This window comes from Streptomyces sp. SJL17-4, from assembly GCF_036826855.1.
Lineage (GTDB): Bacteria > Actinomycetota > Actinomycetes > Streptomycetales > Streptomycetaceae > Streptomyces.
In genome coordinates this window covers 1,594,536-1,609,192 of sequence record NZ_CP104578.1, presented here as the reverse complement: position 1 = coordinate 1,609,192, position 14,657 = coordinate 1,594,536, and the positions used below count along the sequence as shown (strand labels likewise).

At 69.7% G+C, this 14,657-nt stretch carries 13 protein-coding genes; 2 read left to right on the top strand and 11 right to left on the bottom strand.

Annotated features, from left to right (window positions below):
- The first annotated feature begins 17 nt into the window (after positions 1-17).
- The gene (locus N5875_RS07140) at positions 18-581 is read left to right on the top strand and encodes a GNAT family N-acetyltransferase (protein ID WP_318212718.1); all 564 of its coding nucleotides are present in this window, start codon (positions 18-20) and stop codon (positions 579-581) included.
- A gap of 72 nt (positions 582-653) precedes the next feature.
- Here the strand turns inward: N5875_RS07140 and pssA are convergent, their stop codons facing one another.
- The 9 genes from pssA to N5875_RS07095 form a co-directional block, all read right to left on the bottom strand.
- Positions 654-1,520 carry a CDP-diacylglycerol--serine O-phosphatidyltransferase gene (gene pssA, locus N5875_RS07135; protein ID WP_318212745.1) on the bottom strand — a complete coding sequence of 289 codons (867 nt, stop codon included), beginning with the start codon at positions 1,518-1,520 and terminating at the stop codon, positions 654-656.
- Positions 1,513-2,169: a phosphatidylserine decarboxylase gene (locus tag N5875_RS07130; RefSeq protein WP_318212717.1), complete on the bottom strand. Its 657-nt coding sequence runs from the start codon at positions 2,167-2,169 to the stop codon at positions 1,513-1,515. The genes pssA and N5875_RS07130 overlap by 8 nt, the downstream gene beginning before the upstream one ends.
- 169 nt (positions 2,170-2,338) lie before the next feature.
- Positions 2,339-3,544, bottom strand: coding sequence for an acyl-CoA dehydrogenase family protein (locus tag N5875_RS07125; protein ID WP_015037484.1), 1,206 nt, complete (start codon positions 3,542-3,544; stop codon positions 2,339-2,341).
- Positions 3,545-3,546: 2 nt separating this feature from the next.
- On the bottom strand, positions 3,547-4,071 hold the full coding sequence (locus N5875_RS07120) for a MaoC family dehydratase (RefSeq protein WP_338492334.1): 525 nt from the start codon (positions 4,069-4,071) through the stop codon (positions 3,547-3,549).
- A 5-nt stretch (positions 4,072-4,076) separates the two neighbouring features.
- Positions 4,077-5,042: a CoA ester lyase gene (locus tag N5875_RS07115; protein ID WP_030551238.1), complete on the bottom strand. Its 966-nt coding sequence runs from the start codon at positions 5,040-5,042 to the stop codon at positions 4,077-4,079.
- Positions 5,039-7,060 carry a protein meaA gene (locus N5875_RS07110; protein ID WP_318212716.1) on the bottom strand — a complete coding sequence of 674 codons (2,022 nt, stop codon included), beginning with the start codon at positions 7,058-7,060 and terminating at the stop codon, positions 5,039-5,041. Before N5875_RS07110 ends, N5875_RS07115 begins: the two co-directional genes overlap by 4 nt.
- A gap of 14 nt (positions 7,061-7,074) precedes the next feature.
- On the bottom strand, positions 7,075-8,412 hold the full coding sequence (ccrA, locus tag N5875_RS07105) for a crotonyl-CoA carboxylase/reductase (RefSeq protein WP_266970826.1): 1,338 nt from the start codon (positions 8,410-8,412) through the stop codon (positions 7,075-7,077).
- Between the two features lie 405 nt (positions 8,413-8,817).
- A complete protein-coding gene (locus tag N5875_RS07100) occupies positions 8,818-9,648 on the bottom strand; it encodes a TetR family transcriptional regulator (protein ID WP_318212715.1) in 831 nt (276 codons plus the stop codon).
- 115 nt (positions 9,649-9,763) lie between these two features.
- A complete protein-coding gene (locus N5875_RS07095; protein WP_338492331.1) occupies positions 9,764-11,545 on the bottom strand; it encodes a 3-hydroxybutyryl-CoA dehydrogenase in 1,782 nt (593 codons plus the stop codon).
- 304 nt (positions 11,546-11,849) lie between these two features.
- Between N5875_RS07095 and N5875_RS07090 the strand changes: the two genes are divergently transcribed.
- Positions 11,850-12,452, top strand: coding sequence for a HEAT repeat domain-containing protein (locus N5875_RS07090; protein ID WP_338492329.1), 603 nt, complete (start codon positions 11,850-11,852; stop codon positions 12,450-12,452).
- Here N5875_RS07090 and N5875_RS07085 read toward each other — a convergent pair.
- Positions 12,423-12,917, bottom strand: coding sequence for a RidA family protein (locus N5875_RS07085; protein WP_318212712.1), 495 nt, complete (start codon positions 12,915-12,917; stop codon positions 12,423-12,425). The genes N5875_RS07090 and N5875_RS07085 overlap by 30 nt on opposite strands.
- A 77-nt stretch (positions 12,918-12,994) precedes the next feature.
- The gene (locus N5875_RS07080) at positions 12,995-14,587 is read right to left on the bottom strand and encodes an alpha/beta hydrolase (RefSeq protein ID WP_338492327.1); all 1,593 of its coding nucleotides are present in this window, start codon (positions 14,585-14,587) and stop codon (positions 12,995-12,997) included.
- Positions 14,588-14,657 lie beyond the last annotated feature (70 nt).

Here is a 14,657-nt window from a genome sequence, read left to right as displayed (position 1 = left end):
GTGTGAAGCTCGGGTCCATGAACGTACCGATCGAGGGGCAGCCCCTCATGACCGCCCCCGACCGCATCGAGCGCCTCACCCCCGACGAGGTCCGCGCCCACTCCTCCACCGGTCTCGCCGCGCTTCTCCTCGACGCCGTGGACTCCGGCGCCTCCGTCGGCTTCCTGGCGCCCCTGGAGGCCCCCGAGGCGGCCGCCTGGTGGTCGCGGGTCGCCGAGGAGGCCGCGGAGGGCGTGCGCGACGTCTGGGCCGCCCACGGCCCCGACGGGAGCCTCACCGGCGTCGTCACCCTCGTCCGCGGCGGCCCGGCCAACGGCAGGCACCGCGGTGAGATCGCCCGCCTCCTGGTCCACCGGTCCGCCCGGGGCCGCGGCCTCGGGCGGCGGCTGCTCGCCACGGCCGAGGCCCACGCCGCCGTCGGCGGCCTCACCCTGCTCGTCCTGGACACCCGGACCGACAGCCCGGCCGAGCGCCTCTACCGGGGCGCGGGCTGGACGGCCGCCGGCACGATCCCGGACTTCGCCGCCGACCCGGCCGGCGTCCTGCGCGCCACCACGCTCTACTACAAGCGCGTCGGATAGCCCCCCGGGCACGAGGAAGGGCCCCGGAGGCGATATCGCCTCCGGGGCCCTTCCGTACGTTCGCGTCCCGCGCTACGGCAGCTGCGCCGCCCGTGCCTCCCGGCTCTCACGCCGGTTGCCGCGGAAGGTGTTCACTCGACGGGCCGTCGCGAAGAGGGGGATCACGGCGCCCATCACGACCTGGAGCGCGCACCCGGTCTGGAGCAGGAACTGTCCGCCCGGAGCGTCGAAGGCCCAGGCCGCCAGCATGCCCATCGCACCGACGATCCAGCTGAGCATCGCCACCGCGAGGATGCCCCGCGGCTTGGGGTACTCGACCCGGCTCACCATCAGCCAGGCGACGCCGATGATCGCGAGCAGCGTCGGGATGAACGGCAGCTCCAGGAGCACGATCGAGACCACCGTCAGCGCGCCGAAGGGGCTCGGCATGCCCTGGAACATGCCGTCCTTCATGGTCACGCAGGAGAATCTCGCCAGCCGCAGCACCACCGCGAGCAGCACCACGATCGCGGCCACCGCCGAGACCTTCTGCTGCGCGCCGGGCGTGACCATGCCGTACACGAGTACGAAGTAGGCCGGGGCCAGACCGAAGCTGATCAGGTCCGAGAGGTTGTCGAGTTCGGCGCCCATCGGGGAGGAGCGGAGCTTGCGCGCCACGATCCCGTCGAAGAGGTCGAAGATCGCCGCGGCGAGCATCAGGATCACGGCGGTGGCGGCGCTGTTGCGCGCCATGCCGGTCTCCGTGCTGCCCGTCAGGTGCGGGATGAGGATTCCCGTGGTGGTGAAGTACACCGCCATGAATCCACACGTGGCGTTACCGAGCGTGAGGGCGTCCGCTATGGACAGCCTCAGCGACAGCGGCATCTCCTCGGCCTCTTCGGCCGCTTCCGTATCGGTGCCGGCGACCCAGTCGCCGGCCCGTGTGTCGGGATCAATCACGGTCAATGCGAGTCACCCCCGCTGTGGTGGCCTGGCCGACCTCGACGGCGACCTCGACACCCTCGGGGAGGTAGATGTCGACGCGGGAGCCGAAGCGGATCAGACCGATGCGGTCACCCTGCTCGACCTTGGTCCCCTGCGGGATGTACGGCACGATGCGCCGGGCGACGGCGCCCGCGATCTGCACCATCTCGATGTCGCCGAGCTCGGTGTCGAAGTGCCAGACAACGCGCTCGTTGTTCTCGCTCTCCTTGTTGAACGCCGGCACGAACCCACCGGGAACGTGCTCCACGGACGTCACGGTGCCGGCCAGCGGCGCGCGGTTGACGTGGACGTTCAGCGGGCTCATGAAGATGGCGACCCGGGTGCGCCCGTCCTTCCACGGCATGATGCTCTGCACCACACCGTCGGCGGGGGAGATGACCCGGCCCTGAGCGATCTCGCGCTCGGGGTCGCGGAAGAACCACAGCATGCCGGCCGCGAGCGCGGTGGTCGGCACGGCGATGGCCGCGGCCCGCCTCGACTTGCGCGCGCGCACGAGGCTGAGCGCCGCGGTGGCGACGGTCGGCAGAAGCCACGGCGATGCTCCGCGCGCGAGGCGTACGCCCTTGAGGCTGTCGCGGTGTGCAGAGGTTTGGCTGTGGGGCATGGATGACCTTCGTAGCGGATGATGCCGCACTGGCAACGGGGGACGGCGGCTTTCCCGCGATGCTATCGGTTGCGGGGCGCAACTGGGTAAGCCAGGAACCGAGTCGACGGCCGGAAGACGAACACAGGGTGTGATCTTCTTCGCGGCCGAAACGACTCAAACCCGACAATCAACCCTGGAACCGGTACTCCTCGAGCAGCCGACGACCAATGATCATTTTCTGGATCTCGGCGGTACCTTCACCGATGAGCAGCATCGGCGCCTCACGGTAGAGACGCTCGATCTCGTACTCCTTGGAGAAGCCGTACCCGCCGTGAATGCGGAAGGCATCCTCGACGACCTCCTTGCAGTATTCGGAGGCGAGGTACTTCGCCATCCCTGCTTCGAGGTCGTTTCGTTCTCCAGAGTCCTTTTTGCGTGCTGCGTTCACCATCATGGCATGAGCGGCCTCGACCTTGGTAGCCATCTCGGCCAGCTTGAACTGAATCGCCTGGTGCTGAGCGATCGCCTTGCCGAAAGTGTGACGTTGCTGGGCATACGAGACACCCAGCTCGAAGGCACGCTGAGCGACCCCACAGCCACGGGCCGCCACGTTCACGCGGCCGACCTCGACGCCGTCCATCATTTGGTAAAACCCTCGGCCGGTGACCCCGCCGAGGACCCGATTGGCCGGAATGCGCAGTCCGTCCATGATGAGTTCGGTGGTGTCGACGCCCTTGTAACCCATCTTGTCGATCTTCCCGGGGATGGTGAGGCCGGGGCGGACCTCTCCGAAGCCGGGCTCCTTCTCGACGAGGAAGGTCGTCATCGACTTGTGGGGGGCGGTGCCCTCCGGGTGTCCTTCGTCACTTCGGACGAGAACGGCGACCAGTGTTGACGTTCCGCCATTGGTCAGCCACATCTTCTGACCGTTCAGGACGTACTCGTCGCCGTCCTTGACCGCCTTGGACGTGATGGCCGACACGTCCGAGCCGAGACCCGGCTCCGACATCGAGAACGCGCCACGCGTCTCGCCGGCCGCCATCCGCGGAAGGAAGTAGTCCTTCTGCTCCTGGGTGCCGTGCTGCTTCAGCATGTACGCCACGATGAAGTGCGTGTTGATGATGCCGGAGACCGACATCCAGCCACGCGCGATCTCCTCCACGCACAGCGCGTAGGTGAGGAGCGACTCACCCAGACCGCCGTACTCCTCGGGGATCATCAGACCGAACAGGCCGAGCTCCTTGAGCCCGTCGACGATCTGCTGGGGGTACTCGTCGCGGTGCTCCAGCTCGGTCGCGACCGGGATGATCTCCTTGTCGACGAACTCCCGGACGGTCTTGAGGATCTCCTGCTGGACGTCCGTGAGCCCGGCGGTCTGGGCGAGTCGGGCCATGGCTACTTCTCCGTCTTCTTGGCGGGCTCGATCAGCTCGGGGCGGCCGGGCTGCTCGCCGCCGCGCTCCTTGATGTACGTCTCGGTGGGGACCATCACCTTGCGGCGGAAGACACACACGAGGGTGCCGTCCTGCTTGTAGCCCTTGGTCTCGACGTAGACGATGCCGCGGTCGTTCTTCGACTTCGACGGGGTCTTGTCGAGGACCGTGGTCTTGCCGTAGATCGTGTCGCCGTGGAAGGTCGGCGCGACGTGGCGCAGCGACTCGATCTCCAGGTTGGCGATGGCCTTGCCGGAGACGTCCGGCACGGACATGCCGAGCAGCAGCGAGTAGATGTAGTTGCCGACGACGACGTTCTTGCCGAAGTCCGTCGTGTTCTCGGCGTAGTTCACATCCATGTGCAGCGGATGGTGGTTCATCGTCAGCAGACAGAAGAGGTGGTCGTCGTACTCGGTGACCGTCTTTCCGGGCCAGTGCTTGTAGACGGCACCGACTTCGAACTCTTCGTAGGTACGGCCGAACTGCATGGGACTCAGGCCTCCGGGATTTCGAACTTCGACGTGCGCTGCATGCCGGCGGCGCGGCCCTTGCCGGAGATGACCAGGGCCATCTTGCGGGAGGCCTCGTCGATCATCTCGTCGCCGAGCATCGCGGAGCCCTTCTTCCCGCCGGCCTCGGACGTGTAGTAGTCGTACGCGTCCAGGATCAGCTCGGCGTGGTCGAAGTCCTCCTGCGACGGCGAGAAGATCTCGTTCGCGGCGGCGACCTGGTCCGGGTGCAGCACCCACTTGCCGTCGAAGCCCAGGGCCGCGGCGCGCTGGGCGACCGCCTTGTAGCCCTCGGGGTTGCGGATCTGGAGGTACGGGCCGTCGATCGCCTGCAGGTTGTTGGCGCGGGCGGCCATCAGGATCGCCATCAGGATGTAGTGGTAGGCGTCGGCGCCGTAGCCGGGCGGCTGCTCGCCCACGACCAGGGACTTCATGTTGATGGACGCCATGAAGTCGGCCGGGCCGAAGATGATCGTCTCGACGCGCGGGGAGGCCTGCGCGATCGCGTTGACGTTGTTGAGGCCCTGGGCGTTCTCGATCTGCGCCTCGATGCCGATCTTGCCGACCTCGAAGCCCATCGTCTTCTCGATCTGCGTCAGCAGGAGGTCGAGCGCCACGATCTGCTGGGCGTCCTGGACCTTCGGCAGCATGATGCAGTCGAGGTTCTGGCCGGCGCCCTCGACGACGGTGACGACGTCACGGTACGTCCAGTGGGTCGTCCAGTCGTTGACGCGGACCACGCGCGTCTTGCCGGTCCAGTCGCCCTCGTTCAGGAACTTCACGATGGTGTGCCGGGCCTCGGGCTTGGCCAGCGGGGCGCACGCGTCCTCCAGGTCCAGGAAGACCTGGTCGGCGGCGAGGCCCTGGGCCTTCTCCAGGAAGCGCGGGTTGGAACCGGGGACCGCCAGGCAGGAGCGGCGGGGACGCAGGCGGTTCACGGGGCTGGTCATGCGGGGACCTCCGTACTTTCAAGGGGGTGGAGCTTGTTCGCTGTCCGGATCTCGTCGACGATACGTCCGATGATCTCCGTGATACCGAAGTCCTTCGGTGTGAAGACGGCGGCCACACCCGCACGCTTCAGTTCTGCGGCGTCGGCGTTCGGGATGATCCCGCCGACGATGACCGGCACGTCGGTCGCGCCCGCCTCGCGGAGGCGGTCGAGGACGTCCGGGACCAGCTCGGCGTGCGAGCCGGAGAGGATCGACAGACCCACGCAGTGCACGTCCTCCGCGAGGGCCGCGCTCACGATCTGCTCGGGCGTCAGCCGGATGCCCTGGTAGACCACCTCGAAACCGGCGTCACGCGCGCGTACGGCGATCTGCTCGGCCCCGTTGGAGTGCCCGTCGAGACCCGGCTTGCCGACGAGCAGCCGCAGCCGCCCGACACCCATCTCCTCGGCGGTCCGCGCCACCTTGTCCCGTACGAGGGCCAGCGGGGTGCCCGCCTCGGCCGTCACCGCGACCGGGGCCGAGGACACGCCCGTCGGGGCGCGGAACTCGCCGAAGACGTCCCGCAGCGCCCAGGACCACTCCCCGGTCGTGACGCCCGCACGCGCGCACTCCAGGGTGGCGGCGAAGAGGTTGCCGTCACCGGCAGCCGTCGCCTTCAACGCCGCCAGGGATTCCTGGGCGCGGGTCTCGTCGCGGTTGTCGCGCCACTCGTGGAGGGCGCCGACCACCCGCGCCTCGTTCGCCGGGTCCACCGTCATGATGGCGGTGTCCAGGTCGGCGGTGAGGGGGTTCTCCTCGGTCGCCTGGAAGATGTTGACGCCGATGATCTTCTCGTCGCCGGCCTCGATCCGGGCGCGCCGCTCGGCGTGCGAGGAGACGAGCTGCGACTTGAGGTAGCCGGACTCGACGGCGGCCATCGCGCCGCCCATCTCCTGGATGCGCTCGATCTCGGCCAGGCACTCCTCGACGAGCGAGTCGACCTTGGCCTCGATGACGTGCGAGCCGGCGAAGATGTCCTCGTACTCCAGCAGGTCGGACTCGTGGGCGAGGACCTGCTGGATGCGGAGCGACCACTGCTGGTCCCACGGCCGGGGGAGGCCGAGCGCCTCGTTCCAGGCGGGCAGCTGCACGGCACGCGCGCGGGCGTCCTTGGAGAGGGTGACGGCCAGCATCTCCAGGACGATCCGCTGGACGTTGTTCTCCGGCTGGGCCTCGGTCAGACCGAGCGAGTTGACCTGCACGCCGTAGCGGAACCGGCGCTGCTTCTCGTTCTCGATGCCGTACCGCTCACGGGTGATCTTGTCCCAGATGCGGCCGAAGGCGCGCATCTTGCACATCTCCTCGATGAAGCGGACGCCCGCGTTCACGAAGAAGGAGATACGCGCGACGACCTCGCCCTTGCGGTCCTCGGGGACCTGGCCCGAGGCGAACACCGCGTCGAGCACGGCGATCGCGGTGGACATCGCGTACGAGATCTCCTGGACCGGAGTGGCCCCGGCCTCCTGCAGGTGATAGCTGCAGATGTTGATCGGGTTCCACTTCGGGATGTTGTTCACCGTGTAGGTGATCATGTCCGTCGTGAGGCGGAGGGAGGGGCCGGGCGGGAAGACGTGCGTCCCGCGCGACAGGTACTCCTTCACGATGTCGTTCTGGGTGGTGCCCTGGAGCCGGGTGACGTCCGCGCCCTGCTCCTCCGCGACCACCTGGTAGAGCGCCAGGAGCCACATCGCCGTGGCGTTGATGGTCATCGAGGTGTTCATCCGGTCCAGGGGGATGTCCTGGAACAGCCGCCGCATGTCACCGAGGTGCGAGACGGGGACGCCGACCCGGCCGACCTCGCCGCGGGCGAGGATGTGGTCGGGGTCGTACCCGGTCTGCGTCGGCAGGTCGAACGCGACCGAGAGGCCGGTCTGACCCTTGGCGAGGTTGCGGCGGTACAGCTCGTTGGACGCCTCGGCGGTCGAGTGACCGGCGTACGTCCGCATGAGCCACGGCCGGTCCTTCTGGCGCTCAGTCATCTATGGTCCCGGGCTCAGATGTTGCGGAAACGGTTGATGGCGTCGATGTGCTGGGCGCGCATCTCCGGGTTGCGGACGCCGAGGCCCTCCTCGGGCGCGAGGGCGAGGACGCCGACCTTGCCCTGGTGGAGGTTGCGGTGGACGTCGTAGGCGGCCTGGCCGGTCTCCTCCAGGGAGTAGACCTTCGACAGGGTGGGGTGGATCTTGCCCTTGGCGACCAGGCGGTTGGCCTCCCACGCCTCGCGGTAGTTGGCGAAGTGCGAGCCGACGATCCGCTTGAGCGACATCCACAGGTAGCGGTTGTCGTACTCGTGGTTGTAGCCGGAGGTGGAGGCGCAGGTGACGATCGTGCCGCCCTTGCGGGTGACGTACACGGAGGCGCCGAAGGTCTCGCGGCCCGGGTGCTCGAAGACGATGTCCACGTCCTCGCCGCCGGTCAGCTCGCGGATGCGCTTGCCGAAGCGCTTCCACTCCTTCGGGTCCTGGGTGTGCTCGTCCTTCCAGAACTTGTAGCCCTCGGCGTTGCGGTCGATGACCGCCTCGGCGCCCATCGCCCGGCAGATGTCGGCCTTCTCGGGGGAGGAGACGACACAGATCGGGTTGGCGCCGCCGGCCAGGGCGAACTGCGTGGCGTACGAGCCGAGTCCACCGCTCGCGCCCCAGATGAGGACGTTGTCGCCCTGCTTCATGCCGGCGCCGTTGCGGGAGACCAGCTGGCGGTACGCGGTGGAGTTGACGAGGCCCGGGGACGCCGCCTCCTCCCAGCTCAGGTGGTCGGGCTTCGGCATCAGCTGGTTCGACTTGACCAGCGCGATCTCCGCCAGGCCGCCGAAGTTGGTCTCGAAGCCCCAGATGCGCTGCTCGGGGTCGAGCATCGTGTCGTTGTGACCGTCCGAGGACTCCAGCTCGACCGAGAGGCAGTGCGCGACGACCTCGTCACCGGGCTTCCACGAGTTCACGCCCGGGCCGGTGCGGAGCACGACGCCCGCGAGGTCGGAACCGATGATGTGGTACGGCAGGTCGTGGCGCTTGCTGAGGTCGCTGAGCCGGCCGTAGCGCTCCAGGAAGCCGAAGGTCGAGACCGGCTCGAAGATCGAGGTCCAGACCGAGTTGTAGTTCACGGAGCTGGCCATGACGGCGACCAGGGCCTCGCCCGGGCCGAGCTCGGGCACCGGCACGTTGTCGAGGTGCAGCGACTTGCGCGGGTCCTTGTCGCGGCTGGCGAGCCCGGCGAACATCTCCGTCTCGTCCTTGTGGACGGTGACGGCGCGGTATGACTCGGGGAGCGGGATGTTCGCGAAGTCGGCGGACGTGGAGTCCGAGGACTGGATCGCGTCCAGGATGTCCTTCACGGGGTTGCCTCCGGCGGTGCGGCGTCTGAGGGGGACGCGCTGAGGGTTACGTCTGGGGCTGCTGCTGTGGAGGTGTGCCGTCGGTTCGGCGGGGGTGGTGCGGGCTGCGCCTGGTGGGCGCGGTGGGTGCCTGTGACGCAGGCGTCCGGGCGCACAATCACGATCGCTTGTGGGGACAGCCGGCGCACGAGGAGACCTCTGCGCGCCGACCGCCCGGACAACATCAACGTATGGCACGCCGTGTCACGTGACAAGGCACTGCGTGCCAACAATTTCACTCATATGCAATCTGCCGGTCACATGTGAGCGATGATCGATCGAATCGCAGGTCAAAACGGACGAAGGCCGCCCCTGGAGAGGGGCGGCCTTCGTCCGTGAGAAGCGGGGGAGTGGCTCCCGCGGGTGTCAGCTCTTCGTCAGCGCCTGCTGGATCGTGCGCATGACCTCGTCGAGCGGTGCGTCCGTTCGGGCCACGGCGACCACCACGTCACCCGTGGTGGAGGCACGGACGGCCGGAACCGGCTCGTTGGTCCCGGGGGCGGACGAGGAAGGGGCCGGGCGGCCCGCGCCTATGCCCGAGCCGAAGGTGTCCCGGACGATCGCGAAGGCGTGGTCCAGCTGGGTCTCCACATCGCCCTGGCCGCCCGCCCGCAGCCAGCGGCGCAGGACGTGGTTGTGGGCCGTGACGACCGCGGAGGCCGCCACCTCGGCGAGCAGCGGGTCGTCGTTGCCGTCGTGGTGGTCGCGCTCGTCGAAGTGGCCCAGGAGATAGCGGGTGAACAGCCGCTCGTAGCGGGCCACCGAGGCGATCTCCCGCTCCCGCAGGGTCGGCACCTCGCGCGTGAGCCGGTAGCGCTCCACGGAGACCGCGGGGGAGCCCGCGTACATCTTCATGACTTCCTTGATGCCCCGGCACACCGTGTCGAGCGGGTGCTCGTGCGGCGGGGCCGCGTTCAGGACCGCCTCCGCCCGCACCAGGGTGTCGTCGTGATCGGGGAAGATCGCCTCTTCCTTGGAGCGGAAGTGCCGGAAGAACGTCCGCCGCGCGACCCCGGCCCGGGCGGCGATCTCGTCGACCGTGGTCGCCTCGTACCCCTTGCTCGCGAAGAGCTCCATCGCGGCCGTGGCGAGCTCCCGGCGCATCTTGAGCCGCTGTGCGGCGGCACGAGTGCCCGCCGCGCTCTCCGGAGCGTCGGACGGGGAGGTGGCACGGGGTGTCTTCGCGGCCTTGGGCATGGTCCGAACGTACTGCATCGGAGGGGGAGTGTGCCCAGGTGGGGGCGGGGAGCCCCCCGGGACACCGACGGTGCCCGGAGGGCTCAGCAGACCACCCCAGCCGGCCGCTCCGGGCTCAGCGTCGGGCATATTCGCGGAAGCCGCGTCCCGTCTTGCGACCCAGGCAGCCCGCCGCCACCAGGTGCTCCAGGAGCGGGGCCGGGGCCAGGCCCGGGTCCCGGAACTCACGGTGCAGCACCTGCTCGATCGCCAGGGACACATCCAGACCGACCACGTCCAGCAGCTCGAACGGGCCCATCGGGTAGCCGCCGCCCAGCTTCATCGCGGCGTCGATGTCGTCCAGGGTCGCGTAGTGCTCCTGGACCATCTTGATCGCGTTGTTCAGGTACGGGAAGAGCAGCGCGTTCACGATGAAGCCGGCCCGGTCGCCGCAGTCCACCGGGTGCTTGCGGATCTTCGTGGTGACCTCGCGGACGGTCGCGTGCACGTCGTCGCCGGTCAGCACCGTGCGGACGATCTCGACCAGCTTCATGGCCGGCGCCGGGTTGAAGAAGTGCATCCCGATGACGTCCTGCGGGCGCGAGGTGGCACGGGCACAGGCCACGACCGGCAGCGAGGAGGTCGTGGTGGCGAGCACCGCGCCCGGCTTGCAGATCTTGTCGAGCCGCGCGAACAGCTCCTGCTTGATCTCCAGGTCCTCGGCGACCGCCTCCAGGGCCAGGTCGACGTCGGCGAAGGCGTCCAGCGTGCCCGCCGGAGTGATCAGGGCCAGCGTGGCGTCCCGCGCCTCGCCCGTCATCCGGCCCTTGTCGACCGAACGGGCCAGCGACTTGGCGATCCGGGCCTTCGCCGTGTCCGCCTTCTCCTGCGAACGGGCGGCGAGGACGACCTGGTACCCGGCCTTCGCGAAGACCTCGGCGATGCCGGAGGCCATGGTGCCCGAGCCCGCGACGCCGACCGAGCGGACCTCACGCCCACCGGCCGCGTCGGCGGAGCCCAGCGGGGTCAGCGCGTCCCGCACGACCTCACCGGAGCCCGGCGCCTCGTACGTGTAGAAGCCGCGGCCCGACTTACGGCCGGTCAGACCCGCCTCGCTGAGCTGCTTGAGGATCGGGGCCGGGGCGTGCAGCCGGTCGCGGGAGTCCGCGTACATGGCTTCCAGGACCGTACGGGCCGTGTCGACGCCGATCAGGTCGAGCAGCGCCAGCGGGCCCATCGGCAGACCGCAGCCCAGCTTCATCGCCGCGTCGATGTCCTCGCGGGAGGCGTACTTGGCCTCGTACATGGCGGCGGCCTGGTTCAGGTAGCCGAAGAGGAGCCCGTCCGCGATGAAACCGGCCCGGTCGCCGACCGCCACCGGCTCCTTGCCGAGGTCGAGGGCGAGCTGCGTGACGGCCTCGACGGCCCGCGGGTCGGTCAGCACGGAGGAGACCACCTCGACCAGCTTCATCGCCTGCACCGGGGTGAAGAAGTGCAGGCCGAGGACCCGCTCGGGGTGCGCCGAGTCGGCGGCGAGCCGGGTGACGGAGAGCGCGTTCGTGCCGGTGGCGACGATCGTGCCGGGCCGGACGATCCCGTCGAGGGCCCGGAACACCTCCTGCTTCGCCTCGTACGACTCGGGCACGACCTCGATCACGAGGTCGGCCTCGGCGGCCGCCTGGAGGTCGGAGAAGGTACGGAAGCGGGCCAGGACGTCCTGCCGCTCCTCCTCGGTGATCCGCTCACGGGCCACGGCACGGGCGGTGGAGGCCTCCAGGGCGGCGACGGCCTGGGCGGCGGCGGTGTCGCTGATGTCGATGCCGATGACCTCACGGCCGGCGCGAACGAGGACATCGGCGATACCGGTGCCCATGGTGCCGAGACCGACGACGGCGATGGTGGAGATAGGGGTGTCCATCAGGGGACTCCTGAGAGGAAGAGTGACGACTGAGGGCAGTGCGCGCACAAAAGGGCGCGGGAAAGAGCGAGGGCTCTGCCCGGGAGAAAGGGCGATGCCCTGGGGGAATAGGGGCGACGGACTCTGTCCCGGAGCCACGTCGAAACTGCCGAACCGACGAACACCCACAACGGCTGCGTCACCAGGCCGTTGTGAGAAGCGCGGGGGGTGCCCCGCTCACCTGAGACTAACCGGCGGGTAACGAGCACGCCAGTCCTGGGAAGTTGAGGAAAATGTGATCTGGATCGCGGATAGGCTCGGATTCATGGAATACGCCGAGGATCCGGAATTCTGCTCGATGATCGATCGATTGCGGGACGAGATCGAGAATGCCACCGGAACCGTCCCGGCGGCATTCGAACAGCTCGCGGAAACCACCGATCCCGAGGAACTGCACCACGTCCTCACCGCACCCGGACAGCCCCTCTGGGCCCGCGAGATCGCCGCCTACGCCCTCGGCGTCACGGGCGACCCGCGCGCCTTCGAGGCCCTGGTGCTCCTCCTCAACCACCGCGACCCGGAGCGCTGCGTCACCGCCGCCCACGCCCTGACCCGGCTCGGCGACCCTCGTACCGCCCGCGCGGCCGCCGCCCTCGCCACCAACGAACTCCGCGTCGCCTATGCCCTGCTGCCGGTCCGGCTGCTCGCCGATCTCCGTGCCCCCGAGTCCGTACCCGCCCTGATCACCGTCCTCGAACGGCGCCTGACCGCCGACGACCCCCACTGGCGGGTCGGCCTCGCCTGCGTCGAGGCTCTGGGTGCCCTCGGCGACCCCCGGGCCCGCCCGACCCTGGAGGCCGCGCTCCCGCATCCCAGGCTCGGCGACGCGGCGAAAGCGTCACTCGGCCGAATCGGCACCGCCCACTGAGTCGGCACCGCCCACTGAGCGGAGAACCGGGCGGGCCGGGCCGGCGCCCCCGGAGTCCTGCCTCCGCTCCGGCACCAGGGCGAACGCCTCGATCTCCACGAGCAGTTCCGGGCGGACGAGCGCCGACACCTGGACCGCCGAGCTCGCCGGCAGCGGAGCCCCCGCGAAACGGGCGTCCCGGGCCTCCCGTACGGCGGGCAGATGGGCGACGTCCGTGACGAAGTACGTCAGCTTCACGACGTCCTGGAACCCGGCGCCCGCCGCCGCGAGACAGCGGTCCAGGTTGGCGAAGACCTGATGGGCCTGCGCCACCGCGTCCCCCTCCCCGACCACCGCGCCCGAGGCGTCGAACGCGCACTGACCGGATATCGCGACGAAGCGGCCCGTCCCCCAGACGACATGGCTGTACTGCGGGCTGGCTGCGATCCCGTCGGGAGCGGGTACGTGGGTCAGGTGGCTCGTCATGCCCCACATCCTCGCCCACGGCACTGACAACGCCCGCGCCCCGAGGGGCGCGGGCATCGTGCGGGGTCGGCCGGGCGTCAGCGCACGTGGCCGAGGAACCCGTGCAGCGCGCTGCCCGCGGGTTCGGCCGCGGCCGGGGCGGACCGGGTCACCGGCTCGGGCTTCGGCTCCGGCAGCGCCGCGCAGACCGCGTCCACCTCGGCGTCGCCCTCGGCGCGCGGGACCTTGCCCGTGGCGAGGTAGGTGGACAGGTGCCCGTCCATGCAGTCGTTCCCGCCGAGGGTCACGCCGTGGTTCCCGCCGCCCTCCTCCACGACCAGGCTGGAGCCGTGCATCAGCCGGTGCAGGGCGACGCCGCCCTCGTACGGCGTCGCCGCGTCGTCCGTGGCCTGGAGGATGAGGACCGGCGGCACCTGGTCGTTGGTGACGTCCGGCGGGGTCAGCGACTCCACCGGCCAGAACGCGCACGGCGCGTTGTACCAGGCGTTGTTCCAGGTGGAGAAGGGCGCCTTGGCGTGCACGTCCCAGTTGTCCTTGCGCCAGACGCTCCAGTCGCGGGGCCAGGCCGCGTCCCGGCACTGCACGCTCGTGTAGACCGAGTAGCCGTTGTCGGCGGCGGCGTCGGCCTCGCCGTACCGCTCGTACGCCTCCGTCAGCGGTTCCGCGTTCGCGTCGTTGACGTACGCGGCGAACGCCTTCGCGAGGCGGGGCCAGTAGCCGTTGTAGTACCCGCCGGGCAGATAGGTGTCCTCCAGCTCGCCCGGCCCGACCTTCCCGCCGGCCGGCTTCGCGCGCAGCGCGTCGCGCATCCGGTACCAGGCCGCCTCGACCGCCGCCGGGTCGGCACCCAGCTTGTACACGGAGTCCTGCTTTGCCACCCAGGCCATGAAGTCCTTGTGCCGGGTGTCGAAGGCGTAGTCCTGCGCGATGTTGTCCTCGTACCAGACGCCGTGCGGGTTCACGACGGAGTCCAGCGCCATCCGCCGCACCCGGTCCGGGTGGAGCCGCGCGTACACGGCCCCCAGATAGGTGCCGTACGAGTAGCCGAGGTAGTTGATCTTCGGGGCGCCGAGGGCCCGCCGGATGACGTCCATGTCCCGGGCGGTGCTCACGGTGTCGATGTACGGCAGGACGTCCGCGTACTTCTTGCCGCAGGCCGCGGCGAAGGCCTGGGCCCGCTCGACCGCGAGCCGCTCGCCCGCGGCGTCGCTCGGCACCGAGTCCGGGCGGACCGGGTCGAAGTGGCCGGGCCTGCAGTCGAGCGCGGGCTCGCTCTTGCCGACCCCGCGCGGGTCGAAGCCGATCACGTCGTACTCGGCGGCCACCTTCGGGGGCAGCGAGGACGCCACGTACCCGGCCATGCCGCGGCCGCTGCCGCCGGGCCCGCCCGGGTTCACGAGCAGCGGCCCCTGGAAGGTCTTCGCGGTGTGCGGGATCCGGGTGAGGGCGAGCGTGACGGTCCGGCCGGCCGGGTCGTCGTGGTTGAGCGGCACCCTGAGGGTGGCGCACTGGAGCTTCGGGTACGCCTCGGTGGCACACCCGGTCCAGGAGAGCGGGGGGAACGGACGGGGGGCCGGTTCACCGGCGCCCGCGGGGGCGGCGGGCAGGACGGTGACCGTCCCGGCGACCAGCGCTCCTGCGGCGATCAGCATTCCTGCGCGTGGGGTCATAGGGCGTCCGTGCCCCGAACGGGGCGTGACAGGACCTGTTCCGGCCAGAGTTGACCCGAACGGACGGGAA